The organism is Microbacterium sp. GQ128, from assembly GCF_059758615.1.
The window spans coordinates 178,430-203,017 of the sequence record NZ_JCAXDY010000002.1 but is presented as its reverse complement, the minus strand read 5'-3'; the positions used below and the strand labels follow the sequence as shown (position 1 = coordinate 203,017).

The 24,588-nt window shown below is 69.9% G+C and carries 24 protein-coding genes; 9 read left to right on the top strand and 15 right to left on the bottom strand.

Features of this window, described 5'->3' with window-relative positions:
* Positions 1–68: 68 nt before the first annotated feature.
* Complete coding sequence (locus AC6CHX_RS06980; RefSeq protein WP_498272211.1) at positions 69–1,322, bottom strand: AI-2E family transporter; 1,254 nt, start codon at positions 1,320–1,322, stop codon at positions 69–71.
* A 62-nt stretch (positions 1,323–1,384) separates the two neighbouring features.
* Between AC6CHX_RS06980 and AC6CHX_RS06975 the strand changes: the two genes are divergently transcribed.
* Positions 1,385–1,684 (top strand): chorismate mutase, encoded by a 300-nt coding sequence (locus AC6CHX_RS06975; RefSeq protein ID WP_021200128.1) that lies wholly within the window; start codon positions 1,385–1,387, stop codon positions 1,682–1,684.
* A 161-nt stretch (positions 1,685–1,845) separates the two neighbouring features.
* Entirely contained in the window at positions 1,846–3,012 is a 1,167-nt protein-coding gene (locus AC6CHX_RS06970) for an ROK family protein (protein ID WP_498272210.1), read from the top strand.
* 179 nt (positions 3,013–3,191) lie between these two features.
* On the opposite strand, the gene AC6CHX_RS06965 is transcribed toward AC6CHX_RS06970, so the two are convergent.
* The 4 genes from AC6CHX_RS06965 to AC6CHX_RS06950 all read right to left on the bottom strand — a co-directional run bounded on the left by AC6CHX_RS06965 (position 3,192) and on the right by AC6CHX_RS06950 (position 7,405).
* Complete coding sequence (locus tag AC6CHX_RS06965; RefSeq protein WP_498272209.1) at positions 3,192–3,959, bottom strand: hypothetical protein; 768 nt, start codon at positions 3,957–3,959, stop codon at positions 3,192–3,194.
* Positions 3,960–4,232: 273 nt separating this feature from the next.
* Positions 4,233–5,153 (bottom strand): carbohydrate ABC transporter permease, encoded by a 921-nt coding sequence (locus tag AC6CHX_RS06960; protein WP_498272208.1) that lies wholly within the window; start codon positions 5,151–5,153, stop codon positions 4,233–4,235.
* A 2-nt stretch (positions 5,154–5,155) separates the two neighbouring features.
* Positions 5,156–6,130, bottom strand: a complete 975-nt coding sequence (locus tag AC6CHX_RS06955) for a carbohydrate ABC transporter permease (RefSeq protein WP_498272207.1) — start codon at positions 6,128–6,130, stop codon at positions 5,156–5,158.
* A 30-nt stretch (positions 6,131–6,160) separates the two neighbouring features.
* Entirely contained in the window at positions 6,161–7,405 is a 1,245-nt protein-coding gene (locus AC6CHX_RS06950; protein ID WP_136041725.1) for an extracellular solute-binding protein, read from the bottom strand.
* Between the two features lie 326 nt (positions 7,406–7,731).
* Here AC6CHX_RS06950 and AC6CHX_RS06945 point away from each other — a divergent pair, with 326 nt between their 5' ends.
* From AC6CHX_RS06945 to AC6CHX_RS06925, 5 genes are read left to right on the top strand one after another with little or no spacing between them, the layout of a single operon-like run.
* Positions 7,732–8,628: an SIS domain-containing protein gene (locus AC6CHX_RS06945; RefSeq protein ID WP_498272206.1), complete on the top strand. Its 897-nt coding sequence runs from the start codon at positions 7,732–7,734 to the stop codon at positions 8,626–8,628.
* Between the two features lie 24 nt (positions 8,629–8,652).
* Positions 8,653–9,645, top strand: a complete 993-nt coding sequence (locus tag AC6CHX_RS06940; protein ID WP_498272205.1) for an ROK family protein — start codon at positions 8,653–8,655, stop codon at positions 9,643–9,645.
* Positions 9,642–10,586, top strand: coding sequence for a 1-phosphofructokinase family hexose kinase (locus tag AC6CHX_RS06935; RefSeq protein ID WP_498272204.1), 945 nt, complete (start codon positions 9,642–9,644; stop codon positions 10,584–10,586). The genes AC6CHX_RS06940 and AC6CHX_RS06935 overlap by 4 nt, the downstream gene beginning before the upstream one ends.
* Positions 10,583–11,428: a class II fructose-bisphosphate aldolase gene (locus tag AC6CHX_RS06930; RefSeq protein WP_498272203.1), complete on the top strand. Its 846-nt coding sequence runs from the start codon at positions 10,583–10,585 to the stop codon at positions 11,426–11,428. Before AC6CHX_RS06935 ends, AC6CHX_RS06930 begins: the two co-directional genes overlap by 4 nt.
* Positions 11,425–12,201 (top strand): DeoR/GlpR family DNA-binding transcription regulator, encoded by a 777-nt coding sequence (locus AC6CHX_RS06925; protein WP_498272202.1) that lies wholly within the window; start codon positions 11,425–11,427, stop codon positions 12,199–12,201. Before AC6CHX_RS06930 ends, AC6CHX_RS06925 begins: the two co-directional genes overlap by 4 nt.
* A 417-nt stretch (positions 12,202–12,618) precedes the next feature.
* Here the strand turns inward: AC6CHX_RS06925 and AC6CHX_RS06920 are convergent, their stop codons facing one another.
* The 4 genes from AC6CHX_RS06920 to AC6CHX_RS06905 all read right to left on the bottom strand — a co-directional run bounded on the left by AC6CHX_RS06920 (position 12,619) and on the right by AC6CHX_RS06905 (position 18,175).
* Positions 12,619–15,069: a CHAT domain-containing protein gene (locus AC6CHX_RS06920; RefSeq protein ID WP_498272201.1), complete on the bottom strand. Its 2,451-nt coding sequence runs from the start codon at positions 15,067–15,069 to the stop codon at positions 12,619–12,621.
* A gap of 351 nt (positions 15,070–15,420) precedes the next feature.
* Positions 15,421–16,986, bottom strand: a complete 1,566-nt coding sequence (locus AC6CHX_RS06915; RefSeq protein WP_498272200.1) for a S8 family peptidase — start codon at positions 16,984–16,986, stop codon at positions 15,421–15,423.
* A 56-nt stretch (positions 16,987–17,042) separates the two neighbouring features.
* The gene (locus AC6CHX_RS06910; RefSeq protein WP_136041731.1) at positions 17,043–17,498 is read right to left on the bottom strand and encodes a hypothetical protein; all 456 of its coding nucleotides are present in this window, start codon (positions 17,496–17,498) and stop codon (positions 17,043–17,045) included.
* Positions 17,495–18,175, bottom strand: coding sequence for an RNA polymerase sigma factor (locus AC6CHX_RS06905; RefSeq protein WP_498272199.1), 681 nt, complete (start codon positions 18,173–18,175; stop codon positions 17,495–17,497). Before AC6CHX_RS06905 ends, AC6CHX_RS06910 begins: the two co-directional genes overlap by 4 nt.
* Before the next feature lie 69 nt (positions 18,176–18,244).
* Between AC6CHX_RS06905 and AC6CHX_RS06900 the strand changes: the two genes are divergently transcribed.
* Entirely contained in the window at positions 18,245–18,463 is a 219-nt protein-coding gene (locus AC6CHX_RS06900; protein ID WP_136041732.1) for an SCO4848 family membrane protein, read from the top strand.
* Between the two features lie 24 nt (positions 18,464–18,487).
* On the opposite strand, the gene AC6CHX_RS06895 is transcribed toward AC6CHX_RS06900, so the two are convergent.
* Positions 18,488–19,861: an MFS transporter gene (locus tag AC6CHX_RS06895; RefSeq protein WP_498272198.1), complete on the bottom strand. Its 1,374-nt coding sequence runs from the start codon at positions 19,859–19,861 to the stop codon at positions 18,488–18,490.
* A 74-nt stretch (positions 19,862–19,935) separates the two neighbouring features.
* On the opposite strand from AC6CHX_RS06895, the gene AC6CHX_RS06890 reads away from it, so the two are divergent.
* Positions 19,936–20,526, top strand: coding sequence for a helix-turn-helix domain-containing protein (locus AC6CHX_RS06890; protein ID WP_498272197.1), 591 nt, complete (start codon positions 19,936–19,938; stop codon positions 20,524–20,526).
* Between the two features lie 12 nt (positions 20,527–20,538).
* On the opposite strand, the gene AC6CHX_RS06885 is transcribed toward AC6CHX_RS06890, so the two are convergent.
* From AC6CHX_RS06885 to AC6CHX_RS06865, 5 genes are all read right to left on the bottom strand, one after another.
* Positions 20,539–21,648, bottom strand: coding sequence for an aromatic acid exporter family protein (locus AC6CHX_RS06885; RefSeq protein WP_498272196.1), 1,110 nt, complete (start codon positions 21,646–21,648; stop codon positions 20,539–20,541).
* 171 nt (positions 21,649–21,819) lie between these two features.
* Positions 21,820–22,506 (bottom strand): hypothetical protein, encoded by a 687-nt coding sequence (locus AC6CHX_RS06880; RefSeq protein ID WP_498272195.1) that lies wholly within the window; start codon positions 22,504–22,506, stop codon positions 21,820–21,822.
* Positions 22,506–23,420, bottom strand: a complete 915-nt coding sequence (locus AC6CHX_RS06875; protein ID WP_498272194.1) for an ABC transporter ATP-binding protein — start codon at positions 23,418–23,420, stop codon at positions 22,506–22,508. Before AC6CHX_RS06875 ends, AC6CHX_RS06880 begins: the two co-directional genes overlap by 1 nt.
* Positions 23,417–23,806: a GntR family transcriptional regulator gene (locus AC6CHX_RS06870; RefSeq protein ID WP_498272193.1), complete on the bottom strand. Its 390-nt coding sequence runs from the start codon at positions 23,804–23,806 to the stop codon at positions 23,417–23,419. The genes AC6CHX_RS06875 and AC6CHX_RS06870 overlap by 4 nt, the downstream gene beginning before the upstream one ends.
* Before the next feature lie 251 nt (positions 23,807–24,057).
* The gene (locus AC6CHX_RS06865; protein ID WP_498272192.1) at positions 24,058–24,588 is read right to left on the bottom strand and encodes a GbsR/MarR family transcriptional regulator; all 531 of its coding nucleotides are present in this window, start codon (positions 24,586–24,588) and stop codon (positions 24,058–24,060) included.

Genomic DNA, 24,588 nt, shown 5'->3' with positions numbered 1-24,588 from the left:
GTGCTCGGGCGGTCGCAGCGAGGGGCAGGTCGGGGGCAGCGCAGGGCGGGGCAGGGCGGGGGTGACGGTCAGATCCGGGCGTCCTGCTTCGGTACCAGGACCTGCTTGATGATGATGAGGATGGATGCCGTGACCGGCACGGCCACGAGCGCGCCGAGGAGCCCGAGCAGCGTCCCACCCGCGAGCGCGCCGATCACGACGAGGGAGCCGGGGACGGAGACGGCGCGGTTCATAACGCGCGGGGTGATCACGTAGGCCTCGATCTGCATGTAGACGAGGTAGATCGCGGCGAAGACGAGCGCAGCGATCGGGTTGCTGAACAGGGCGAGGCAGGTGCCGAGGATCCAGAACAGCACCGAACCCACCAGCGGGATCAGGGTGACGCAGAACGCGATCGCCGCCATCAGCGGCGGGAACGGCAGGCCGAGGAAGAAGTAGAGCAGGAACGCCAGCGTCGCATTGCAGAACGCGAGGATGACCATTCCCATCACATATCCGCCGACCGAGTCGGTGATCTGGTCGGTGATGTCTCCGGCGCGAGCGCGGTCGCGGGCCGGGACGAGACGCAGTAGCCCCTGCTTCATGGCGGGGAGCGACGCGAGGAAGTACAGCGTCAGGACCAGGACGATGATGGCGCCGGAGATGCCGGTGGCGATCGAGGCTCCGACGGCCAGTGCGCCGCCGCCGATCGTCGCCAGGTTGCCGAAGTCCGAGAGGAAGGCCTGCACCTCGGCGACGAGGTCTTGGAACTGATCGCCGAACTGCGCTTCGAGGGTCGCATAGAGGTCGCTGCCGGTGAACTCCCGGATCATGCCGGGCACCGAGCGGACGAAGCTCGAGATCTGTTCGATCACGACGGGGAGGATCATCCACAGCACGAGTGCCACCACGACGATGAGGCTCAGGATCACGACCACGACCGACAGCACCCGCGAGACGCCGCGCCTCTCCAGGAACCGGACGGCGGGGTCGAGGCCCAGCGCGCCGAACAGCGCGAGGGCGATGTAGATGAGCACTGTCGACAGGCTCGTGAGGGCGAGGCCGATCACGATCGCACCGAGGCCGCCGAGGGTCACCAGGAAGCCGAACACGAAGGGGCGGTCGATGCGCGTCCAGAAGGAGCGGCTCGGCGTCGTTGGCTCGATCACGACCGGACGGGGCGCGACGGAGGGTTCGGTCGACGCGGCCTCGGACGTCGGCGCGGATCTGCGTCGGGCGGGCGCAGAATCCGTGGTGTCGCTCGTCACCGCGTCGTCGTCGACGGCGCTACTCGGTGCGGCACCGTCGAGGGGCGCGGAGGCAGGCGACTCTTCGTTGTTCATGTGCTCACGATAGCGGTGCGACAGGTCGAAATCCGGGTCTTCCGCGGCTCTAGAGTAGGGGCATGACCGCCGCCGAGGACCCGAAGGCCGAACTGCTCCGCCTTCGCGCCACCATCGACAACATCGACGCCGCACTGATCTTCATGCTGGCCGAGCGCTTCCGCGCGACGCAGCAGGTCGGGCACCTGAAGGCCGAGCATGAGATGCCGGCGTCCGACCCGAATCGTGAGGAGCAGCAGGTCGCGCGGCTCCGGGCCTTGGCCGAGGAGGCTCATCTCGATCCGGAGTTCGCCGAGAAGTGGTTCAACTTCGTGGTGGCCGAGGTCATCCGCCACCACACCGAAGCGGCCGAGAGCCGCTGAGGGAGGTGCCGGACGGGCGACGGTGTGTGCAGCACTCGCCCGTCCGGAGCTCGGGAGGTCGGAAGACCAACTAAGTTCAATGAATAAACTTAGGGAGAGACTACGGATCGGCCCACGATCTGTCAACAGCTCGCGACCGGCGAGCTCGGAATCGGGAACACATGCTCAACGCGGATGACAGCCTCGACACCCAGGCGTCGGTGCGGCGTGCGAACCTGCGCCGCGCGCTGCAGCTCGTCTTCCGGAATCCGGGCACCCAGACGCGGGCGGGCATCGCGAGGTCGACCGGACTGACCGCCGCCACCGCGTCCTCCCTGGTCGCCGAACTCATCGAGGATCGGCTGATCGTCGAGGGGGAGCAGGCCGCGAGCACCGGCGGCAAACGGGCGACCACCCTCAGCGTCGATGCGAGCCACCACCTGATCCTGGTGCTGGTGATCCAGCCGCTCCACGCGCACATCGCCCTCGTGGCGCTCGACGGCACGGAGATCGAGACGCGGCGGGTGAGCTACAGCGTCGAGGAGCGAGACCGCTCGCTCGACGAGGCGCTGACGGCCGTCGCCGGCGAGTTCGGCGGGAGACTGCTCGCCGCGGGTGTGCAGCTGCCGGGGACGACGGACGGCCGGTCCGTGCTGGAGAGCGTGCAGCTGAAGTGGGAGGGAGTGCCCCTCGCCGAGCGGTTCGAGCGGATCCTCGGTGCGCCCGTGCTGCTCATCAACGACGTCGACGCCGAGGCGATCGCCGAATCGGGGATGGAGGAGTCGCCCTCCGGATACCGGCTCTTCATCCACCTCGGCGGCGGTGTGGGCGCGGCCGTGACGCTGGACGGCGAGCTCGCGCCCGGCCCCCGGGACCGCGCCGGGGAGATCGGCCACGTGCAGGTGGTGTTCGGCGACGCGGCCCGCCTCTGCCGCTGCGGCCAACACGGCTGCCTCGAGTCGGCGGCTGCCCTGGGGGCGATGCTCGGCGACGGGTTCTCCGATGCCATGGACGCCACCGAGATCCGTGCCCTCGTCGCCCAGGCCGACCAGGACGACCTCGACGACGGTGCGCGGGCTCTCGCCAGGGCGGTCAAGCTCATCAGCGCTCTGCTCGATCCGACCGAGGTGGTGATCGGCGGTCCCGCAGTGGTCCTCGGAGACCGCTTCCTGGATCTCGTGCGCCGTGAGACGGCCTATCCCGCGCGAGGCACCGTTCAGGTCCCCGTCCGCTACGCCGACCCCCGGGTGTCGCTCGCGGCCGGCGCCGCGCAGGCTGCACTGACCTCGGCGCTCGGAGTGCGCTGGAGTCCGGCGCAGCTGCGCGCAGCATCCGTCCCTCGCATCTGATCTGTCAGCGCGCCTGACCTGCCAGAGCAGCACCCACCTCCGGCATCCGCCCTGCCAGCGCACGGCTTGAAGGAGTTCTCACGTTATGAAGGACGGAATCGGGCATCCGGTCCTTCATAACGCGAGATCTCCTTCGGAACGTGCGGCGGATGCGCGGGCGGGCGGTGGCTGACGGATGCTCAGCCGCCGAACTCGCCCACCAGGATCAGCGGGCTGTGGTTCGTGCTGCAGATGTCGCTGATCGGGTCGATCAGGCTCGTGTCGTGCAGCACTGCTCCGGGGGTGTAGCCGTCGCCGCGCACCCAGGCGAGCAGGGCATCGAACGACTCCGCCATGGTGGTTTCCGAGGTGTCGGCGAGCGTCGCGAGCTCGGCGGCAGCCGCATCGACCCGACGCTTCCACTCCGCCTCGTCGAACGCCTGGTACTCGGTGAAGCCGATATCGGCGTTCGAGAACGCGCTGTAGACCGAGGAGAAGGCCTCGCATTCGGTGGTGATCGCCTGGTCGCGGATGAACTCGGCGGTGGAGTAGTGCGGGGTCGCGGTCCACTCGACATCGTCGGGAGTCCACACGAACAGCTTCTGGGCTGTGGACTCGGTGACCGGCCAGGTCAGCGACGTGATGCCGTCGCACGTGCCGCCGAGCGCAGCCTCTCCGGTCGCCATCGGGTCGCCCACCTCGATGTGGAAGTTCGTGCCGCCCTCGCACTCGAAGTCGATCGTCACCGACCGCGCATGGTCGGGGAGCGGGAAGTCGACTCCCGGATAGGGGTCGGTCGGTCCCGTCCCCGTGATCGCCGGTCCGCTCGTGCTCACCTGCACGACGGTCTCGACCGTCGGTGTCGGCGTCGGTGCGGCCTGGGGCTCGGCCACGGTGCAGCCGGCCAGCATCACCGCGAGGACGGCGGATGCGGAGGCGAGGCTGATCGCCGCACGTGGATGGCGCATGGGACTCCTTCGTCGCTTTCCCAGATGTCTACCATGCCGCCCGCTCCCGCTCCCGCTCCCGCTCCCGTGCCCGTGCGGCGGTTCAGATGTCGGGAGCATGCACGGATGCAGGACGACACGCCGTGCTTCGGCCCTGCATCCGTGCATCCGTCCGACAAGCGATCGGGCCGCGGACGAGACCCCGGCGGGCGGGCTGCGGACGAGACCCGGGCCCTGCGGACGAGACCCTGGCCGCGGACGAGACCCGGGCCCCGCGGACGAGACCCGGGCCGGCTACTTGACGCTGCCCGCGGTCAGACCGCCGACCAGGCGCTTCTCGATGAGCATGAACAGGATGACCACCGGCAGGATCGCGACGATCGAGACACCGAACACGTACTGCCAGCTGGTCTCGTACTGCCCGACGAACTTGGTCAGTGCGACCGACAGCGGCTGGTTCTTGTCGGTGGACAGGATCACGAGGGATGCCGCGAACTCGTTCCAGCAGGCGACGAACGTGAACACGATCGCGGTGACGATGCCCGGCCACACCAGCGGCAGGTTGATCTTGAACAGCACGGTGAATCGCCCGGCGCCGTCGATCTGCGCGGCCTCATCGATCTCTTTCGGGATGCCCGCGAAGAACGAGTGCATGATCCACACCGCGAACGACAGGTTGAAGGCGGCGTTGATGAAGATCATCGCCATCCAGGTGTCGCCGAGGCCGAGCACCGTGAACTGTCGGAACAGGCCCGAGGTGAGCACGGCGGGCTGCAGCATCTGCGTGATGATCACGAGGAACAGGAACACCATGCGGCCGGGGAACTTGAACCGGGCCGTGTAGTACGCCGCCGGCAGCGACACCAGCAGCACGAGCAGCGTCGCGAACACGGCGATCACGATCGTCGAGATCAGGTTGTAGGGCAGGGGTGTCTCGGGGGTCGACCACATCGTGATGTAGTTCTCCCAGTGCCACTCCGTGGGCAGGTACGTCGGGTCGACCGAGCGGATCTGCGGCTTGGTCTTCACGGAGCCGAAGAACATGATCAGGTAGGGCAGCACGAAGATCGCGAGCACCAGGAATCCAGCGACCGTGCGGAGGATGACGCGGGGAAGCGTCACCTGGTCCTCGGTGTAGCGGCGCTTGCGGCCAGGGATGCGGGGTGCCGCGGCGTCGCCGGCGGTGGTCACGAGGGCGGTCTCGGTCACGGTCATGATCAGACCTCCTTCATGGGCTTGACGATCTTCACGTAGGCCGCGACGATCACGATGACGATGAGGAACGCGACCACCGAGAGGGCGCTCGCGACATCCACCTTCTTCTGCAGCTCGATGTACTTGAAGATGAGGGTCATGATCGTGTCGGCGCCGTAGCCGGGGATCGACCCCGTCATCACCTTCAGGATCGGCAGCGAGTTGAACACGTTGATGATGTTGATGAGCACCGCGACGGCCAGCGCGCTGCGCAGCTGCGGCAGGATGATCGACCAGTAGGTGCGGGCCGGGCCAGCGCCGTCCATCTTCGCCGCCTCGATCGCGTCGGCGGGAACCGACTGGAGTCCGGCGAGGATCGTGTACGTGGTGAACGGCAGCGACACGAAGATCGCGATCACGATCGACCAGATGAAGGCGGTCGTCGGGTTCTTGGTCCAGCCGTACCCGACCGCGTCGTCCGAGAGGCCGATGTCGTAGAGGAACTTGTTGAAGACCCCGAAGTACGGCTCGAGGCTGTAGTAGAAGACCATCGTCGTCATGACGACGGATGCCGCCCACGGCACGATGACGGCCATGCGCACGAGCTGGCGTCCGGGGAACGCCTTGTTGAGGATCTGCGCGAGGCCGAGCGAGATGACGACCGTGAACAGCACGACCGACACGACCCACACGATCGTGCGGAAGAAAATCGGCCAGAACTCGGCGAACGTGAAGACCGTGACGAAGTTGTCGAAGCCGACCGATCCCTTGTCGAGGCCCGACAGGGAGATGTCTCGCGTCGAGTTGAAGAACATCACCCCGGCGGGGAAGAACACCACGCCGATGATGAGCAGGAGTGCGGGGGCGATCCAGGGCAGCGCCTGGAGGAGGTCCTTTCCGCCCGGCCTGCCGCGGAGGGCAGCCGGGTTCTTCCGGGGGCGGGGGCGGCCGGTGGTGGCCGCCCCCGCGAGGTTCGAGGACTCTGTCTTCTGGCTCATTCGGGTACCCGAACCTCTCCGTCAGCGGGCTCAGCCCGCGTCGACCTGCGCCTGGATCTCGGTCAGCACGTCCTGTGCCGGCTTCGTCTGGAGCTGACCGAACAGCGACTTGAACGCACCGTCGGCGGCGGACCACTTCGGGTTCGTCGACGGGTAGAACTGTGCGTCGGGCAGCACGTCGAGGAACGGCTTGAGTGCCTCTTCGCCGGCCAGGGCCTCGGACCCGGACTTGGTGACGGGCAGGAAGCCCTCGGCCTGCACCCACGGCACGTACACGTCGGCCGAGTAGTAGTAGTCGAAGAACTTGGTGATCGCGTCCTGCTTGTCGCCGTCGTTCTCGAACGCCATCAGCTGGTCCATGACACCGAGCGTGAAGGGCGAGCCGTCCTTCGTCGGGATCGGGACGATGGAGTAGTCCAGGTCGGGGTTGCCATCGGCGATCTGGCCGACCGTCGGCGGGAGGCCGACCTGCATTCCGATCTTGCCCTGGATGAAGATGTCCATCAGCGGCGAACGCTGCGTCGAACCGGGGTCGGCCTGGGTCGCACCCGCGTCGATCATCTTCTTGATCTGCTCGGCGCCGACGAGGTTCTCCGGGGTGTCGATGGTGATCTCGGACTCGTCGCCGAACGATCCGCCGCCGCCCCACAGCCACACGGCTGCCTCGGCCTGCGCCTCTTCGGATCCGAGCGGCATGCCGTAGCCGGCCACGCCGCCGCCGAGTGCCGACACCTTGGTCGCGGCATCCAGCAGCGAGTCCCAGTCGGTCGGTGCCTCGACGCCGGCCTGCTCGAGCAGCGCGTTGTTGACGAACAGGGCGCGGGCCGACGCGATCATGGGCAGCGCGTACGCGGTGCCGTCGACCTCGGCGTTCTTGAGGAACGACTCCTGGAAGTCGGAGAAGGTCTCCTCGGAGACGACCTCTTCGGTCGGGTAGAGCAGCTCGTCGCCGACGAAGCCCGCGAACGGACCGCCGTTGTAGATGTCGGGAGCCTCGCCCGCCTGGATCTTGGTGGAGACGACCTTCTCCAGGTTGTCCCAGGACTGCACCTCGAGCTTGACGTCGATGTCGGGGTTGGCCTTCTCGAACCCCTTGATCACCGTCTCCCAGTTCGCCTTGGTGCCGTCCGAGTAGCTGGGGACGAGGAGGTCGAGGGTCGTCGACCCCTCTTCGCCTCCGCCGTCTCCGGACGATCCGCCGAACCCGCACGAAGCGAGCGAGAGCGTGGCGACGGCCGCAATGGCGGCGGCGCCGAACCGCAGTGACTTCTTCATGTGTATTGCATTCCTCACTGTGAGTGTCCGCCCCTCGGCGGCGGGCCGCTTCGGGAGGGGGTGTGGTGCACAGTCGCAAGCACAACTCACGCGACGGTGCGTGGTGATCGTTTCGCCGGGTGGCATCCGCGATCGTTCAAGCCGGGGCTCGGGGTTCTCGGCGACGATCGGAATCGACGACGAGGGTTTAGAACTTCTCGATTATTTGTCAGGGGAACAAACAAATCAAGAGTAACCGGGGGTTGCTCTTCTTTGACGCCATACTATGATTGATTCCGGCTTCAAACGATCACAAGTATGCAACATATCGCACGAAGGGCACCTCGATGACTGAATCACTTCCCGGCGCGTACATGCGCGAGGAACTCCAATCCCAGCCGCAGATGTGGGCACGGGTCGCCGATCTGAAGGCAGAGCAGGGCATGCTGCCGGCCACGGGCCCGCGCGTCGCGGTCGTCGGCTGCGGCACGTCGTGGTTCATGGCGCAGTCCTACGCCGCCCTCCGCGAGTCCGCGGGGCACGGCGAGACCGATGCGTTCGCGGCCTCGGAGGCGTTCATCGACCGCGGATACGACGCCGTCGTCGCGCTGACGCGATCCGGCACGACCAGCGAGGTGCTCGAGCTCGTCGACCGCGTCAAGGGCCGCGTCCGCACCATCGGCGTCATCGGCGACCCGACGTCGCCGCTCGTGTCGCTCGTCGACGACGCGGTGCTGCTGCCGTTCGCAGACGAGAAGTCCGTGGTGCAGACGCGTTTCGCCACGACGGCACTCGCCCTGTTCCGCGCGTCGCTCGGCGAGGACCTGACCGCCGCCATCGCCGATGCCGAGGCCGTGCTGGCAGAGCCCGGCGATGACGAACTGCGCGACGCCGAGCAGTACACGTTCCTCGGACGCGGCTGGACGATCGGTCTCGCCCACGAGGCCGCTCTGAAGCTGCGTGAGTCGTCGCAGTCCTGGACCGAGGCCTACCCGTCGATGGACTACCGCCACGGTCCGATCGCCATCGCCGCGCCCGGCCGGGTGACGTGGCAGTTCGGTGAGGCTCCCGAGGGACTCGCCGGCGAGGTGGCCGCCACCGGCGCCCGCTTCGAGCAGCGCGCGATCGACCCGCTCGCCGACCTCGTGCGCCTGCACCGCACGGCGCTGGATCGCGCGGTGGAGCGCGGGCTCGACCCGGATCAGCCGCGCAACCTCACGCGATCCGTCATCCTGGATGCATGACCCCACGCACTGCCGGAGCCGATGATGATCGACCCTGACGCGGCATCGGCCGTTCCCGACGTCGAGCGCGACGCGGCGGGAGAGAAGCTCTCCGACGTGCGCACGCTCGGACGGGGCGCGCCGGTGCTGGCGTTCGACGTGGGCGGAACCGACATCAAGTCGGCGCTGTTCGACGCCGAGGGGACCGCGCTCGGACTCCGTCGTACGCCCACGCCGATCGCCGACGGCGACCGCACGCACGATCTGCTCGAGCGGCTCGAGGTGCTGGCGGCCGAACTGCGTGACGCGCATCCCGACGTGGTGCCGCAGGCGGTCGGGCTCGTGGTGCCGGGCATCGTGGATGCGGATGCCGGCCTCGGCGTGTTCGCGAGCAACCTCGGCTGGCATGACTCACCGCTGCGTGATCTCGCCTCCGCGCGGCTGGGCCTTCCCGTGGCTTTCGATCACGATGTCCGCGCGGCGAGCTGGGCGGAGCGTCGGCTCGGGGGCGCCCGCGACTACGCCGATGCCGTCGTGCTCGTGATCGGGACGGGCATCGCCGGCGCCCTGCTGGTGGGCGGAGTGCCGTACACCGCAGGCGGCTACGCGGGCGAGATCGGGCACTCGCCCATCGCCGACGGGCCGATCTGCCCCTGTGGCGCGCGCGGCTGCCTGGAGGCCGTGGCATCCGCGGGGGCCATCGCGCGGCGCTACCGCGAGGCGACCGGCGTCGCACCCGACGGGGCCAGGGATGTGATCGCCCGCGCGGCGGCCGGCGACGAGGTGGCGGCAGAGATCTGGAACTCGGCGCTCGACGCCCTCACCATGTCGCTCGCGCAGCTCACCGCGGTCGTCGCGCCTCAGGCCGTGGTCATCGGCGGTGGTCTGTCCCGCGCGGGTGGAGCCCTCTTCGATGAACTGCGCGCGCGCCTCGCGGCCCGGCTCAGCTTCCACCGCATCCCCGTGCTCGTCCCCGCCGAGCTCTCCGGCAACGCCGGCCTGCTCGGTGCCGCCCTGCGCGCGAGGGAGCTCACGTGATCCTCACCGTCACCCCCAACCCCGCGCTCGACCTGACCTGGCACGTGGATCGGCTCCGCGAGGGCGGCACGCACCGGGCGGATGCCGGAGTCGCACGCGCCGGTGGCAAGGGCCTCAACGTCGCCCGCGTGGCAAACGCGGAAGGCGCGGATGTGCTCGCGATCACCACGATGGGTGGGCGCGTCGGCGAGGAGTTCGCCGCCGAGCTCGGTGCCAGTGGCGTGCCGCACGCCCTCGTATCGGTGGCCGCCGAGACCCGGCGCAGCGTCGCCGTGGTCGACGAGTCCGCCGGGGACACCACGATCATCAACGAGCGCGGCGTCAACCCGAGCGACAGCGAGTGGGCGGACCTCCTCGCCGAGGTCGTCGAACGGCTGCCGACCGCGACGGTCCTCGTCGTGTCCGGCAGTGTGCCGCCCGGCGCCCCGGAATCGCTCCTCCCCATGCTCATCGCGGTGGGGAAGGATGCCGGAGTCCCGGTGATCGCCGACACCTCGGGGCCGGCGCTCCTGCGTGCGGCGGATGCCGGCGCCGACGTCCTGAAGCCCAACGCGGCCGAACTCGTCGAAGCCACCGGCATCGCCGACCCCGTCGAGGGCGCCCGTGCGCTGATCGCCCGCGGCGCCGAGCTCGTGCTGCTCTCGCTGGGGGCCGACGGCATGCTCGCCGTCACCGCGTCCGACCTCGTGCACGCCCGGCTCGACGAACCTCTCGCCGGCAATCCGACCGGCGCCGGGGATGCCGGGGTGGCCGCGTGTGCCGTGCTGTATGCGGCGGGCGAGCGCGACCCCGAGCAGATCCTCCGTCGCGCCACAGCCTGGTCCGCGGCCGCGGTCCTCACTCCGCTCGCCGGCGACATCTCCCCGCGCTGGCGCGCACTCGAACAGCAGCTGCTCGTCTCGCATCCCGCCCCCGAATCGTTCCGGAAGGACCCTTCGTGACCCTCGTCTCCGCTCGCGACCTCGTCTCCGCGGCATCCGCCGCCGGCACCGGGATCGGCGCGTTCAACGTGATCCACCTCGAGACCGCCGAGGGGCTGGTGCGCGCAGCCGCGCTCGCCGAGCTGCCCGTGATCCTGCAGATCTCGCAGAACTGCGCCGACTATCACGGTGGGCTCGAACCGATCGCTCTGGCCACGCTCGCGGTGGCACGACGCGCGGAGATGCCGGTCGCCGTGCACCTCGACCATGCCGAACGGCCCGAGCTGGTCGACGAGGCCATCGCGCTGGGCTTCGGGTCCGTGATGTTCGACGGCGGGGCGCTGCCCTATGACGACAACGTGGCCCTCACGGCGGCCGTCGCAGCACGGGCGCATGCGGCCGGGGTCTACGTCGAGGGCGAGCTGGGCGAGGTGGGCGGCAAGGACGGTGCGCATGCGCCGGGTGTGCGCACCGACCCCGACGAGGCGCGGGCGTTCGTCGCGGCGACGGGTGTCGACGCGCTCGCGGTGGCGGTGGGCTCGTCTCACGCGATGACCGACCGCACGGCGTCGCTCGATCTCGACCTGATCGCGCGCCTGCATGCAGCCCTGCCCGTCCCCCTCGTGCTGCACGGATCCTCGGGGGTGGCGGATGCCGTGATCGCCGACGCCGTGCGCGCGGGGATGACCAAGATCAACGTCTCCACGCACCTCAACGGGTTCTTCACCCGGGCGGTGCGCGAGAAGCTGGATGCGGACGAGCGGCTCGTCGACTCGCGCAAGTATCTGGCACCCGCGCGTGACGCTCTGGCCGCCGAGGCTGCCCGCATGCTCCGGTTGTTCGCCCTGCAGGGAGCACGATGAAGCGGGCGGCGCGGCTGAACGCGATCCTCGACCTTCTCGCCACGAGCGGCGAGGTCACGGTGGAAGACCTGGTGGAGCAGTTCGGCGCCTCGTCGGCCACGACCCGCCGCGACCTCGACTCGCTCGCCGAGCAGCGGCTGCTCACCCGCACGCACGGCGGCGCGGTGGCGCAGGCCGTCGCCTACGAGCTGCCGATCCGCTACAAGAGCCACCTGCGCACGCACGAGAAAGCCAACATCGCTCAGACCGCGGCGGGCCTGGTCGCCCCCGGCATGGTGGTCGGGCTGTCGGGCGGCACGACCACCACCGCGATCGCCGCGGCCCTCGCCGCCCGCGACGACCTGTCCGGGAACGGTGGCATCACCGTGGTCACGAATGCCGTGAACATAGCTGCGCAGCTCGCCACGCGACCCGACATCAAGGTCGTCGTCACCGGCGGGGTCATCCACTCCCGCAGCTACGAACTCGTCGGGCCCTTCGTCGAACAGCTGCTGCGCGGGGTTCGGCTCGACATCGCGTTCATCGGCGTGAACGGGATGGATGCCGCCGCGGGCGCCACGACTCAGGACGAGCGTGAAGCTGCCGTCAACCGCATGATGGCCGAACGCGCCCGGCGCGCGGTCGTGGTCACCGACGGCAGCAAGCTCGGGGTCGAGGCGTTCTCGGCGGTCGGCGGCGTCGACCTCTTCGCGACCGTGATCACGGATGCCGGAGCGGATGCCGAGGCGCTCGCCGCCCTCCGCGCCGCCGGCTACGCCGTGCTCGTGGCCTGAGGGTCGCGGTGGCTCGCCGGCGCCGGCGCCAGCGCCTGACCTGCCCTGCCGACGCACGGGATGAAGGAGTTCTCACGTTCTGAAGGACCGATTCGAGCATCCGATCCTTCATTCCGCGGGATCTCCTTCGAAACGGGTCCTCCCCGACCGCGCGCCGCTGCCAAGTCCTGAGCCCGGACACCCCAAGGGCCCCGACGTCCCCAGAACGTCGAGGCCCTCTGAGAGCGCCGCGGCTGCAGGCCGCGACACCCTCGAGCAGATGGTGTCCGTGTCGTATTCACGCTCCCCAGCGCGCATGATTCCCCAGATCCGACTGCGCCTCCCTCGCGCCTCAACCCTTCGAGGCCCTTCGCATGGCACCTTCCGAAGAACAGGAGCGTGCGGCACCCGTTCTGATACACCGAATGGAGGAAAAGGTCAGAATCCGTCGCCGTGGCACTGGAACGGCGCGCTGAGGCCGGTGTCGACGGTGGCCCGGGCAAGTGCCACGGCGGGGGTCTCACCGTCGGACAGACCGACATGCACGGCGCTCAGCAGCTCGGCCGCCACCTCATCGGGCACGGCGACCGGAGCGGCGATCACGCAGTCGGCGCCCGCGTGCAGCCACACCCGCGTCATCCCGAGCGCCTCCTCGCCCCAGCGCACCGAGGAACGCCCCAGCTCGCACGCCGAGAGGATCACGGTCGCCGGGACGCGCGGGATCAGGTCGACGTCGTAGCCGAAGAGGATGCCGTCGGCGAGCTCGAAACCCGAGAACAGCGGGTTGTCCACCGCGTGCCTGCCGTGCGCGGCGATGTGCAGCACGTCGCTGTTCGACGCGAGGTCGGTGGCCGCCGCCACCGTCGCCTCACCGCTGTCGAGGATCCGCGTCGCCACGCCGCCGCCGCTCCAGGCATCCGCTGCCCGCCGCACCTCTTCGCCGGCGCGGGGGACGCGGGGCCCCGCCGCGAATCCGATCATTGACGGGCGTCCGCGGACGCCCGTCCCGCTGCCCAGCAGCCGCGAGACCGACGTCGCGAGCGTGAACGGGACTCCGGCCATGCCCGGCAGCATCGCCCACGGCACCCCGCCGAGCGCTCCGGGCACGGTGATCGCCAGACGACGTGCCGACGGTGCCGCCGAGAGCAGCGGCGCGAGCAGCTCGGCATCCAACAGCGCCAAGCGCGTGGCGAGTGCGCGTGCGGTCACGGCCCCCATCAGCCCGCCGCGGGTGAGCGCGGCCATGTCGAGATCGGCGCGCAGACCGTCGAGTGCGGACTGCACCCGCGACCAGGACAGGTCGACGACCGTGGCCCCCGACGACGTCACCGCGACGGCGTGCAGCGCGGAGCCGGTGAAGACGTATGACAGGACGGCGGTGTCGGGATCGAGCAGCGCCGTCGCCTCGGCGAGCCCCAACCGCTCACGGGTGCCGCCCGAACCCGTCGCGGCCCACTGCCGCTCGCGCACCCGGTCGCGCAGGGCGCGCACACGAGCATCCGTGGTCCAGTCCGCGCCCGCGAGCTCGGCGCGCAGCATCCGCAGTTCCGCCAGATCGACCGCCAGCGAGTCGTCGCGGGGAGGGCGCACCGGAGCGACCTGCTGGCTCAGGTGCCGGGCGCGCTCCGACCACTCGAACAGCGTCGCCGGGTCGTGCAGGCGGGCCGCGGCGGAGAGACCGGCGTACATCAGGTCGCTTCCGTGCATGGCGACCGAGGCCTGCAGGTCGAGGGCGCCGAACGACTGCTGCCAGGCGGTGAGCAGCTCGAGTCCGTCGGCGGCGGCCCGCAGCGCGTCGCGGTCCCGACCCCGTGCAGCGGCGCGCGCGGCTCGCACCTCGTGGGCGCGGAGGCGGAGCGGCGTCGGAGCGCTGTCGTCGAGTCGCGGGAGACGCCCGGCACCGTCGCGCCGCGCGCTCAGGCGGAGCCCGGTGGCCTCGGTGCGGAACCCCGCGTGGTCGAGGGCTCTGGCGGTGCGGGCGAAGGCGGATGCGTCGAGGGGGCGGTCCGGCTTCGCCCGCTGTCGTGCTTCGAGCCGCACCGCTTCGGCGCGGGCCGCCCATCCCTGGTTCCCGAGGGCGGTGAAGCGCCGTGCCGACGTGCGGGCGGTGCGCTCGGCGGCAGCCGGGTCATGGCGCAGCAGCGAGCGGGCGAGGTGGAACTCGGCTTCACCCCTGGCCTGTCGCATCCGCTGCGCGCCGAACTCCGCGGCGACCCGACCCAGCAGGGCCTCCGCCTCGGTGGTGAGGCCGGCGTCGCGAAGCACCTCTGCGCGGTCGAGGTCGCTGATCGCGGCGGCCAGGTCGCTGATCGCGGCGAGCGTCGGACGGGAGCGGGTCATCAACGTGAGCGCGGTGACGAGGTCGCCGCCCAGCAGCGCCGCGTAACCCAGGTTGTGCCGCGCTTCGGCGAGCGGCTCCTGATCGTCGTTCGCCTCGTACACGGCCACCGCGCGCCGCAGATCTTCGACGCAGCTGTCGAGCTCCCGCCGCTGCATCCGCACGACCGAGCGGTTCATCAGGCAGTTCGCGAGCTCGGTGGTCTCGTCGCCGATGGCGGTGAACGTGTCGATGGCGCGGCTGAGCTCGACCTCCGCCTCCGCCAACGTCCCGGCGTGCATGAGGAGGACGCCGAGCTGGCCGCTGAGCACGGCGATCGTCTCGGAGCGCAGCCCGGGGCGGCGGAGTGCGTGTCGGCACAGCTGCTCGGCGGCCGCGGGTTGCCCGGTCTGAGCGAGCACGTAGGCCGACGTGCCGTCGATGCGGGCGCGCAGATCGGGATCCTCGGTGCGGGAGGATGCCGCGTCGAGCGTGCGCCTCGCCTGCGTGAACCGCCGCGCGTTCGCCGCCTCGACTCCGCGCCGGTGCAGCTCGTTGGCGGACAGGGGCATCCGTCCAGAATGCCCTGCCTCGCGGCTGCGCGGAAGAGCGCGGGTGCAGGCCGTGCGCGCGCGGCATCCATCGGCGGGTCGGCCGGGTGAGCATACGCACGGATGTCGGGAGGAAGGTGTGCGGATGTCGGGAGAAAGGTGTGCGGATGTCGGGAGGAATCACGGATGTCGGGGGACACGCCGAGGATCCGTCCGACGGGTGTGCATCCGTCCGACAAGTGGACCGGCGCGAGGGGACGGGACGGGACGGGACGGGACGGGACGGGACCTGACGGGACGGGGCCGGGCCGGGGGCGCCGCGCACCAAGACGGACCGCCCGTATCGGTGCGGACGGTCCGTCTCGGGGGTGGTCAGGCCGGGTCGACCGGAGTCGGCAGCGACTTCAGCACGGCGGCGACGGCCTTCTTCGCGGCATCCGGGGTGGCGCCTGCGACCGGCACGGTGCCGAGCTGCGCGGCGATGCGTCCGGCGACGTACGGCGCCGCGAAGGATGTGCCGCTCCAGATCGCGAACCCGCCCCGATAGTCGTCGGGATCGATCGTCTCGCGGCGGATGCCGTCGACGTCCGCACGTGTGGCCGCCTGGGAGCCGCCCACGAAGCCGGGCGAGGTGCTCACCACGGCAGCGCCCGGCGCGTAGGTCTTCACCCACGGGCCCACGTTCGAGAAGAGGGCGACCGACTGCGCCGAGGGGTTCAGCGCGCCGACCGACACGAGCGGGGTGCCGTCGTCGAGCGGGATGCCGTTGTGCGAGTCCGGCCACGGCCACAGCGACGCCGGGAACGAGGGCCGATCGATGGCGTCGTTGCCCGCCGAGCACACGACCACGCAGCCGAGCTCGCGCGCCTTGGCCAGCAGCTGGTGCAGGGTGAGGCTGAACATGCCGTCGGTCGGCGTCTCGTGGTAGTAGCTGAGCGACAGGTTCAGCACGTCGATCGGGAAGCCCGTCGTCGGGTCCTCCCGGTGGCGGATCAGCAGCATCACGACCTGCGCGACCGTGTCGAGCAGGGTGCTCTCGTCGACCACACCGAGTGCGCCCGCCACGCGGATCGAGAGGATGTCGGCATCCGGAGCCGTCTGTCGGACGAGCCCGGCGATGAACGTGCCGTGGCCCGCGACCGCATCGATCGCGCCGTCGAGCTGCCCGTACAGGTCGGGGTAGCGCTCCGGATCGGCGTCGTCCGTGAGGCCCACCGGAACGCCGTCGAGGTCGACATGACGGGTGACGATGTCGTCGGGAAGCCAGGCGTGTTCGCCGCAGCCCGTGTCGAGCACCGCGACGACGGCCCGCCGCCCGCGCTTCGGCGCCGGTCCCCGCACGGGAGCCGGTCCCAGCCAGGTCACCGGCTGTCGCGCGCCCCGTCCGGGCTCGAGGTAGTCGTCGCTGCCCGCGGCGCCCTCGCCGCGCACCGGGTTCGTGCGGGTGAACGGGTTGGTCCGCGTGAAGGGGTTGGTCCGGGTGAACGGGTTGAGTCCGACCGGGTCGATGGACAGCACGTGGTCGAGGCTGGTCCGCGGCATGGTCGAGCGCGACATGCGTCGGGCGCGCTGGAGCACCCGCCATGCGTCGGGGGAGATCGGCGACTCCCCGCGCACGGGCTCGTCCGTGGTGGTCAGCCGCAGGCGCTGGAATCCCACGACGCCCGGCACGAGCTCCCCGTCACCGATCTCGCGCGCGCCGTCCTCGGTCTCCAGCAGCCACCCGAACGTGTCGGCCGCGTCGCGCAGTGTGCGCAGCTCACGGTCGTACGCCTCCTGATCGCCGAGCGTTCGGGTGATCAGGAGCCGCTCGGGCAGATAGGCGGTGGGAAAGGCGCGGATGCCGTCCACGGGCTCCGTGCTCGGGTCGAGGGCCGTGCCGCGGCGGATGGATCCCTCCGCGCGGTCCTGCCAGGTCCATCCCTTGGGCTGCTCCATCGTCATCCTCTCGGTGCGGGTCGCCCCGCGGCTTCATCGACGGGCGGTGCCCGTGGTCACAGCTCGAACTGCGGGGTCGCGAGCGTGCGCGTCTCGTCCCCGATCGCGGTCGTCAGGCGCACGCGCGTGAGACCGGGTGGCACCTCGTCGAACGCGAAGCGTCCGGTCTCCTCCGGCGAGGTGGAGATCGTCTTCTCGCCCTGGGTGAGGAAGACCTCCGCGGCGCCGGTGTCGACCCAGCCGTCGACGCGGCGGCGACCGGATGCGGTGGTCGTCACATGCAGCAGGATGCTGGTCGTGCCGTCGCTGAACTGCAGGGTGAGCGCATCCGCCTCGCCCCGGACGGCGCCGAGCTGCCCCTCGACGAGGGTGAGCAGCGCGTACTCGCGGTTCAGCCCGTCGGCGGCGACGGCGGCGACCATGCGGTCGATCAAGCCCGCGGGCACGGGGTCGACCTCGCTCCACAGCGTGCGGAGTCGGGCGAACATCTCGGCGTCGTCGTGCGCGCTCATGCGAGCCCTCCTGCCTGGGCGGTCGGCGGTGCGTCCAGCAGCGCGCGCAGCTTGGCCAGGCAGCGGTTGCGCGTCGGACCGATGCTGCCGATCGGCATCGCGAGGTCGGCGGCGATCCTGGCGTAGTCGGGCCGGTCCTCGAAGGCGATCACGCGCAGGAGCTTCTGGCAGCGTTCGTTGAGGAGGCGCACGGCCGTCCACAGCCGGCGGTTCTCGTCGCCCAGCGTCGCGTGCTCCTCCGCCGAAGCCTGCTCGGGCAGGAGCGCATCGAGGTCGTCGTCCACGGTCGTGTCGACCTTGCCGTGCGCCTTGGCGACCTTCCAGGCCTCGCGGCGGGCGGTGGTCGTGAGCCAGGCCGATACGGCCCGGTGGTCGCTGATCGAGCCGTGGCCGCGGACGAGCTGCAACCAGGTGGTCTGCACCACGTCTTCGGCGAGCGTGCGTTCGAGTCCGTACGCGCGCACCACGTGCCAGAGCACGGGGGTCATGAGCCGTACGAGCTCGTCCATCGCGCGGCCGTCTCCCTCGCGCCATGCGTCGAACAGACCCGCGGCGCGCTCCCAGCGTGCGCGCCCGTCGTCCGAGGCAGGATCGAGAGCGGCGCCGGGTGCACCGTCGATCATGAAGCCCATTGTGATCACACCTACCAGGAGCACGGCAAGAGGTTTCTGATACATGACTTCATCCAAGAATTCCGCGGCTGATACGCGGTCGGACGCGGGGGTGGATCTCGATAGCGTTGAGGGGTGATCGCCCTCTCCGTCCTGCTCTTCCTCAACGCCGCCTTCAACGCCCTCGTCTGGCCGCGGTTCTACAAGCGTGTGGCCGACGATCCGCGTGCGCGCGACGAGAACGGCAAGCCCACGACGTTCCTCAAGGTGCACGCGATCCTCATCGCGATCGCTCTGGTGCTCGCGCTGGTCTCGGCACTCGCCGGCATCGCCGCGCTGACCGGAGCCCTCTAGCGCCGCATCGCTCCGGGATGCGGGTCAGGCCGACTCGAACTGCTTCGCATGCGCGGCCCACCGCGACTCGACGGGGAGTGCGCGCAGCGCGCGGTTGCTCACGGCCAGGGCCACGGATGCGAGGCACAGTGCGGCGCAGAGCAGCAGCGTCCACTCGCGGCCGATCCACGCGAGACCGAAGCCGGCGATGAGTGGGGCGAGCGGCATCGCCCCCATGCCGAGCACACCGACGGCACTGTTGGCGCGGCCGAGCAGGTGCGTCGGCGTCGCGACCATGAAGTAGCCCATCATCCCGGCGTTGAGGGCGGGCACGAGGAGCACCGAGGCGCCGAGCACCACGGCGATGGCCCAGGGCGACGTGACCGTGGTGAGCAGGATCACCCCGACCGCGGCGACCGACAGGCCCACGATCGTCAGGACCCCGGCCTTGATGCGGGGGACGAGCAGGGGTGCGCACACGGCGCCCACGAGCATCACAGCCCCGATCGATGCGCTCAGCGTGCCGATCAGGAGCTCGGAGTGGCCGTCCTGCTGGAGCGCATAGATGACGGTGGTGATCGCGGCGTTGAATCCCAGGTTCACGACCGTGGTGATGAGCAGGACTCCACCGAGGTCGGGCCGCGAGAGCAGCCAGCCGAACGCCTCGCGCAGCTCCGCCCAGGCGTTCGGCTTCGTCGGCGCGGCAGCTGGGGCGCCGAAACCCAGGTCATCCGTCGTGGCGGCGGCGTGTTCAGCCCCGACACGCTGCAGGTCGTCCGGGTCGTCTGTGTTTTCGCCGGCCGCTCCGGTGTCGACCACTCCCGCGCGACGTGCCTGGCGCCCCAGCATCCAGGCGGTCAGGGCGGCGATCGCGTGGCAGAGCGTCATGACGACGCCGACCGCCCAGCCGCCGACGCCCAGGAGCAGACCCCCGAGCGGTCCTCCCGCGAGCTGGAGCGCGGCATCCCGCCCCTGGTTCGCCGCCTGCGCGCGCCCCATGGCGTCGTCGGGCACGATCTCCTTGATCGCGCTCTCGCCGGCCACGTCGAACAATCCGCTGCGTGCGGCGAGGAGCACGTCGATCACGAGAAGGGTTCCGAAGGTCATCGCATCGCCGAGCGCGAGCAGCGTGAACGCCCCCGCCAGCACGATGCCGATGAGAGATCCGAGCAGCATCAGGGTGATGCGGCGGTGGCGGTCGGCGAGCACTCCGCCGGCGAGGGTCATGAGCAGGCGGGCGACCATTCCCGCGGCGCCGATGATGCCGGCTTGTGCGGGGTCGTTCGTCACGATGAGCGCGAGCAGCGGGATCGCGAATCCGAACAGGGCGCCCGCGAGGCCTTTGCTCGTGTCGCTGACGAGCCAGGTGAGGTATCGCGTGTTGCGCCACAGGCGGTGCGGCTGGGTGACGGTGGTCATGAGTCGAGAGTAGATGCGCAAGAAGAATTGCGCAAGTTCTATTGCGCAATTTCGGGTGCGGGTAAGATCGGCACATGACGGAGGACACCGCGAAGGGCACGAGCGAGGATCCCGTCTGGATGACCTCGGCCATGCTCAAGGCCTACTCGCACCCCCTGCGGCGCCAGATGATCCGCCTGTTCTCGCGGCGGGACTTCCTCCGCGCCGCCGACATCGCCGCCGAACTCGGCGTGCCGGCCAACAGTGCGAGCTTCCATCTGCGCGCGCTCGCCGATGCCGGTCTCATCGAGGAGGCGCCCGAGAAGGCCCGCGACCGGCGCGACCGCGTCTGGACCGGACACAAGGGGCCACTGAACGTGGGCGGCCCGGAGAGCCCGGTCGCCGATGAGGAACTGGGCAGCGCCGTGATCGCCGCGCTGGTGGAGGACCACCAGGATCTGATGCGCCGGGTGACCACCTGGACCCCCGAGTACGTCGCCGGGCGCACCACCGAGGTGCACGCCGCCTTCACCCAGCGCACGATCCGGCTGACCGAGGCCGAGTTCGACGACGCGATGGTGAAGTTCAACGATGTGCTGACCGCCGCCGAGGAAGCGCACGACGACGCCGACCCCGACGGCCGCTACTGGCAGATCGACGTGATCGCCGCCGACGACACCATCTGACGCGGTCCGGATTCAGTCCTCGGTCGACGAGCCCGTTCCGCTGAGGATCAGGATGCGACGCAGGTGCATCGCGGAGAGCACTCCCGGGCCCATCGAACTGCGTTCGTCGACGGTGCGATCGTTCACTGTCTCGAGCAGGAGCCGGGTCGCACGGGCGGCCTCTGCGCGCACACGGTGGTCCTCGCCGGATGAGGCGTCGCCGCGTGCGATGACCTCCGCCACCGCATGGCAGGCATCCGACAGCGGCCCGGGCAGGGCGGGATCGAGCGGCAGCCCGGCCGGGCGGTCCCAGATCGTGTCGGCGATCTCGTCCGAGATGTCGCGGATGAGGTGCGCGATCCGGTCGAGTGCGGCGAGCTCCTCGTGGCTCTGCTGCATCCGCGGTCGGTGCCCCTTCGCCCGGGGATTGCCGCGCCGACTCTCGTCCGCCTCCGTCAGCGCCGCCCGCAGCTCGCCCGCCGTGTCGGCGAGCGAGGCCGCGTCTTTGGCCCACTGCTCGTGCTCCGGGGGCCACGATTCGGCGACCGCCGATCCGATGTCGTCGAGGTGCCGGGCGAGCTGTTCCCGGAACGCCTCCAGACGTGCCGCCGCCACGCCGGTGAGCGGGGCGGGGGCGATCAGGAAGTTGACCACGAGTCCGACGGCCACCCCGACCGCCGTCTGCGTCAGGTAGCCGAGCGAGTAGTCATCGGCGTTCTGCCCACCGATGATCAGCACGAACAGGGCGGCCATCGGGATGTACTCGCGTCCGACGCCGAACCAGCCCGTGCCCGACAGCAGCACGCCGACCCCCACGACGAGGGGGATGGTCCACCACGTCGGCCCCACCGTGAGCACCACGATCGTGGCGAGTCCGATCCCCGTGGCCAGCCCGAGCAGTGTCTGGAAGCTCGACTTCGCGGAGCCCATCAGCGTCGGGTACATGCTCAGCAGAGCGCCGAGCGGGGCGTAGTACGGGTATTCGTCGGTGACGCCCGGCATGTGCGGGGCGATCATCCACGCGAGCCCGACAGCGAGGGTCGTCTTGGCGACGAGCAGCAGGCGGGCGGGGAGGACGGCATCGTGCAGGGCGCGCGCGATGCCCGCGCGGCGTGCGCGGATTCGGGGGTGGCTCTGCGTCACGGCATCCTCTCTCTCGGCGGGCAGGTGATTCCGCGAGCGTATGCCGCCGGGGCGCCTCCGGCGAGTGGGTTGCTTCCGCAGGCGGGGACCGGTAGCGCGCGGACGCGACGACGCCGGCCACCCGAGGAGGGGGACCGGCGTCGTCGAGGGGTGCGGCGTGCAGAGGTGCGCCTACGGGATGGTCCGCCGGAAGGCGAGGAACGAGACGCCCGTGAAGACCGCCGTGAGCAGGAGCATCCAGAGCGCCAGCCCGAGAGCACCGAGGTCGTTGATCGCCGCCCCGACGTGCCCCCACAGCTCGAGCCTGGTCGCCAGGAAAACGAGTGCGACGAGGACCAGCGCGAGACCGATGCTCACGATCAGCAGCACCAGCTGGCCCCAGCTCTTGTAGATCGTCGCGCCGGTGAAGCCGATCACGAAGAAGAAGAGCGCGAGAGTGAAGTAGACCACGAACGCGCCCAGCGGGCCCGCATCCCACAGCCATGGGAGGTAGAACAGATAGCCGTGCACCCCGTATCCGTTCGTGGTGACCTCGATGCCGCCGCCGATCAGGAACAGGATTCCCATGAGCGCGCTGCCGAGGATCGCGGTCAGCAGGGTTCCGAGGAAGAATTCCCGACGGGTGATGCTCATTGCCTGGGAGAACGGGAACGTCAGGGTCATCGCCGACATCCCGATGGCGAAGAAGTACCAGAGGGGAGCCTGGCCACCTCCGCCGTACTTGGGTCCGTCGCCCGGGATCATCGCGTAGATGATCACGGAGATCACCACGGCGGCGCCGAGGATCATCAGGGGGTACCAGATGAAGGTGCCCTTGTTGATGAGCTGCAGGCGGATGACGTTGAATGTGCGTCGCATCAGCGCACCTCCTCTTTCGTGGCGGAGCCTCTCGTGGAGTCGGCCTCGGCCTTCTGCGTGAGTCGGACGATCAGCTGCTGCAGCGAGACCGGCGCCAGGTCCAGACCGGATGCCGTGATGGCCGCGCGTTCCTCCGCCGTCACCATCCCGAGGGTCGTGACGGATGCCACACGCCCGAGCGACTCGCGGTGCAGGACCTCGCGACCCTGGACCCAGGCGTCGACCTTCGCGGCGTCGCCCACCACCGTCACGGCGCGGTCGCGGACCGCATCCGTGTCTTCATGCAGGAGGATCTGACCGTTGTCGATCACGATGACCTTCTCGATGAGGTTGGAGACCTCGTCGATCAGGTGCGACGACAGGATGATCGTGCGCGGGTGCTCGGCGTAGTCCTCGACCAGGCGGTCGTAGAAGATCTGCCGGGCGACCGCGTCGAGACCCAGGTACGGCTCGTCGAAGAACGTGATCTCGGCGCGCGACGCGAGTCCGATGATCACGCCGACCGCGGAGAGCTGACCGCGGGAGAGCTTCTTGATGGTCTGCTTCATCGGCAGCTGGAACTCGGCGACGAGCTCGTCGGCGAACGCCTGATCCCAGTGCGGGAAGAACAGGCTCGCGGCCTTGAAGGCGTGCTTGGGATACGCGTCGTCCGGGTACTTCTGGCTCTCGCGGACGAAGCAGATCCGGCTGAGCACGTGCGCGTTCTCGTAGGGGTGCTCGCCGAACACCTTGATGGTGCCGGAGGACTCGAAGTTCTGCGCCGTGAGGATCGACATGAGTGTCGTCTTGCCGGCGCCGTTGCGACCGAGGAGGCCGTAGATCGCGCCTCCCTCGATGGCGAGCGACACGTTGTCGAGCGCTCGCTTCTCCTTGTAGCGCTTGCTGAGGTTCTGCACCTCGATGACAGCGGTCATGCGGGGGTCTTCCCTTCTGAATCAGTGGTCAGTGCGGCGCGCTGCCGGAGCAGTGCGGCGAGGTCGTCGGCGCCGAGTCCGAGCGTGCGGGCCTCGGCGAGGAGCGGGTCGATGTAGCGGTCGGCGAACAGGGCGCGGCGCTCGCCGAGGAGGACTTCCCTGGCGCCGTCGGCGACGAACATGCCGATGCCTCGGCGTTTGTAGAGCACTCCCTTTTCGGTGAGCACGGCGACTCCCTTCGCGGCGGTGGCGGGGTTGATCCGGTAGAACGCGGCGAGCTCGTTGCTCGACGGCGCCTGGGCCTCTTCGGCGAGCGATCCGTCGACGATCGAGTCCTCGATCTGCTCGGCGATCTGGAGGAAGAGCGGCTTGCCTTCTTCGATCACAATTCCTCCGGTGGGTTGGCGGGTTAGTTACTTGACTAAGTAACCATAGAACCCGGCCGGCTGTCAACCCCCCCCGAGTCGTGCACAACTTCGGAGATCGCGCGCGACTCGCCGGCCTCGGGGTGGAACTGCCGGCGTGTCGGCTTCGATCTCCGAAGTTGTGCCCGGGGAAGAAGTGGGCAGGGCAGGACAGGGCGGGGGAGGACAGGGCAGGGCAGGGCAGGGGCAGGACAGGGCAGGGCAGGGCAGGGTCAGGTGGGGCGGTGGTCGCGCCAGTCCTCGACGATCTGCAGCATCCGGGCGGAGAGGAAGCGGAAGAACTCGGCGAGCTCGACGGCCCGGTCATGGGCGCCCTGATCGTCGTCGTGCTCGGCGGCGATGTCGTCGATGTACTCCGAGAGGCGGGCGTACACGGGCATGTTCCCGACGATCGAGCGGTAGAACGGATCGTGCACGAACTCGTAGCGGTCGCGCCGGTCGCCGGGGCGGGAGCGCCGCTGGATGAAGTGCAGCTGCTGCAGATAGCGCACCGCGCCGGAGACGGCGGCGGCCGAGACGCCGAGACGCTCGCCGAGCTGCGCTGCGGTATATCCGCCCTCGGGCGCCGCGACCAGCGCCATCATCACGCGTGCCGGCATCCGTGGCATCCCGGCAGCGGTCATCATGGCCGCTGCCTGCTCGGCGGGTTCAATACCGCGATGGGAGGCGGATGCTGCGCCGACGGCATCGCCTGAGCTCGCGGCATCCACGTCGGGTCCGTTCTCGGTGCTGTCGTCGGGCAT

Excerpts from the sequence above, each read along its gene's own strand:
- AC6CHX_RS06980 (WP_498272211.1), bottom strand. The coding sequence starts at position 1,322 with ATGAACAACGAAGAGTCGCCTGCCTCCGCGCCCCTCGACGGTGCCGCA.
- AC6CHX_RS06975 (WP_021200128.1), top strand. The coding sequence starts at position 1,385 with ATGACCGCCGCCGAGGACCCGAAGGCCGAACTGCTCCGCCTTCGCGCC.
- AC6CHX_RS06970 (WP_498272210.1), top strand. The coding sequence starts at position 1,846 with ATGCTCAACGCGGATGACAGCCTCGACACCCAGGCGTCGGTGCGGCGT.
- AC6CHX_RS06965 (WP_498272209.1), bottom strand. The coding sequence starts at position 3,959 with ATGCGCCATCCACGTGCGGCGATCAGCCTCGCCTCCGCATCCGCCGTC.
- AC6CHX_RS06960 (WP_498272208.1), bottom strand. The coding sequence starts at position 5,153 with ATGACCGTGACCGAGACCGCCCTCGTGACCACCGCCGGCGACGCCGCG.
- AC6CHX_RS06955 (WP_498272207.1), bottom strand. The coding sequence starts at position 6,130 with ATGAGCCAGAAGACAGAGTCCTCGAACCTCGCGGGGGCGGCCACCACC.
- AC6CHX_RS06950 (WP_136041725.1), bottom strand. The coding sequence starts at position 7,405 with ATGAAGAAGTCACTGCGGTTCGGCGCCGCCGCCATTGCGGCCGTCGCC.
- AC6CHX_RS06945 (WP_498272206.1), top strand. The coding sequence starts at position 7,732 with ATGACTGAATCACTTCCCGGCGCGTACATGCGCGAGGAACTCCAATCC.
- AC6CHX_RS06940 (WP_498272205.1), top strand. The coding sequence starts at position 8,653 with ATGATCGACCCTGACGCGGCATCGGCCGTTCCCGACGTCGAGCGCGAC.
- AC6CHX_RS06925 (WP_498272202.1), top strand. The coding sequence starts at position 11,425 with ATGAAGCGGGCGGCGCGGCTGAACGCGATCCTCGACCTTCTCGCCACG.
- AC6CHX_RS06920 (WP_498272201.1), bottom strand. The coding sequence starts at position 15,069 with ATGCCCCTGTCCGCCAACGAGCTGCACCGGCGCGGAGTCGAGGCGGCG.
- AC6CHX_RS06915 (WP_498272200.1), bottom strand. The coding sequence starts at position 16,986 with ATGGAGCAGCCCAAGGGATGGACCTGGCAGGACCGCGCGGAGGGATCC.
- AC6CHX_RS06910 (WP_136041731.1), bottom strand. The coding sequence starts at position 17,498 with ATGAGCGCGCACGACGACGCCGAGATGTTCGCCCGACTCCGCACGCTG.
- AC6CHX_RS06905 (WP_498272199.1), bottom strand. The coding sequence starts at position 18,175 with ATGTATCAGAAACCTCTTGCCGTGCTCCTGGTAGGTGTGATCACAATG.
- AC6CHX_RS06895 (WP_498272198.1), bottom strand. The coding sequence starts at position 19,861 with ATGACCACCGTCACCCAGCCGCACCGCCTGTGGCGCAACACGCGATAC.
- AC6CHX_RS06890 (WP_498272197.1), top strand. The coding sequence starts at position 19,936 with ATGACGGAGGACACCGCGAAGGGCACGAGCGAGGATCCCGTCTGGATG.
- AC6CHX_RS06880 (WP_498272195.1), bottom strand. The coding sequence starts at position 22,506 with ATGCGACGCACATTCAACGTCATCCGCCTGCAGCTCATCAACAAGGGC.
- AC6CHX_RS06875 (WP_498272194.1), bottom strand. The coding sequence starts at position 23,420 with ATGACCGCTGTCATCGAGGTGCAGAACCTCAGCAAGCGCTACAAGGAG.
- AC6CHX_RS06865 (WP_498272192.1), bottom strand. The coding sequence starts at position 24,588 with ATGCCCGACGACAGCACCGAGAACGGACCCGACGTGGATGCCGCGAGC.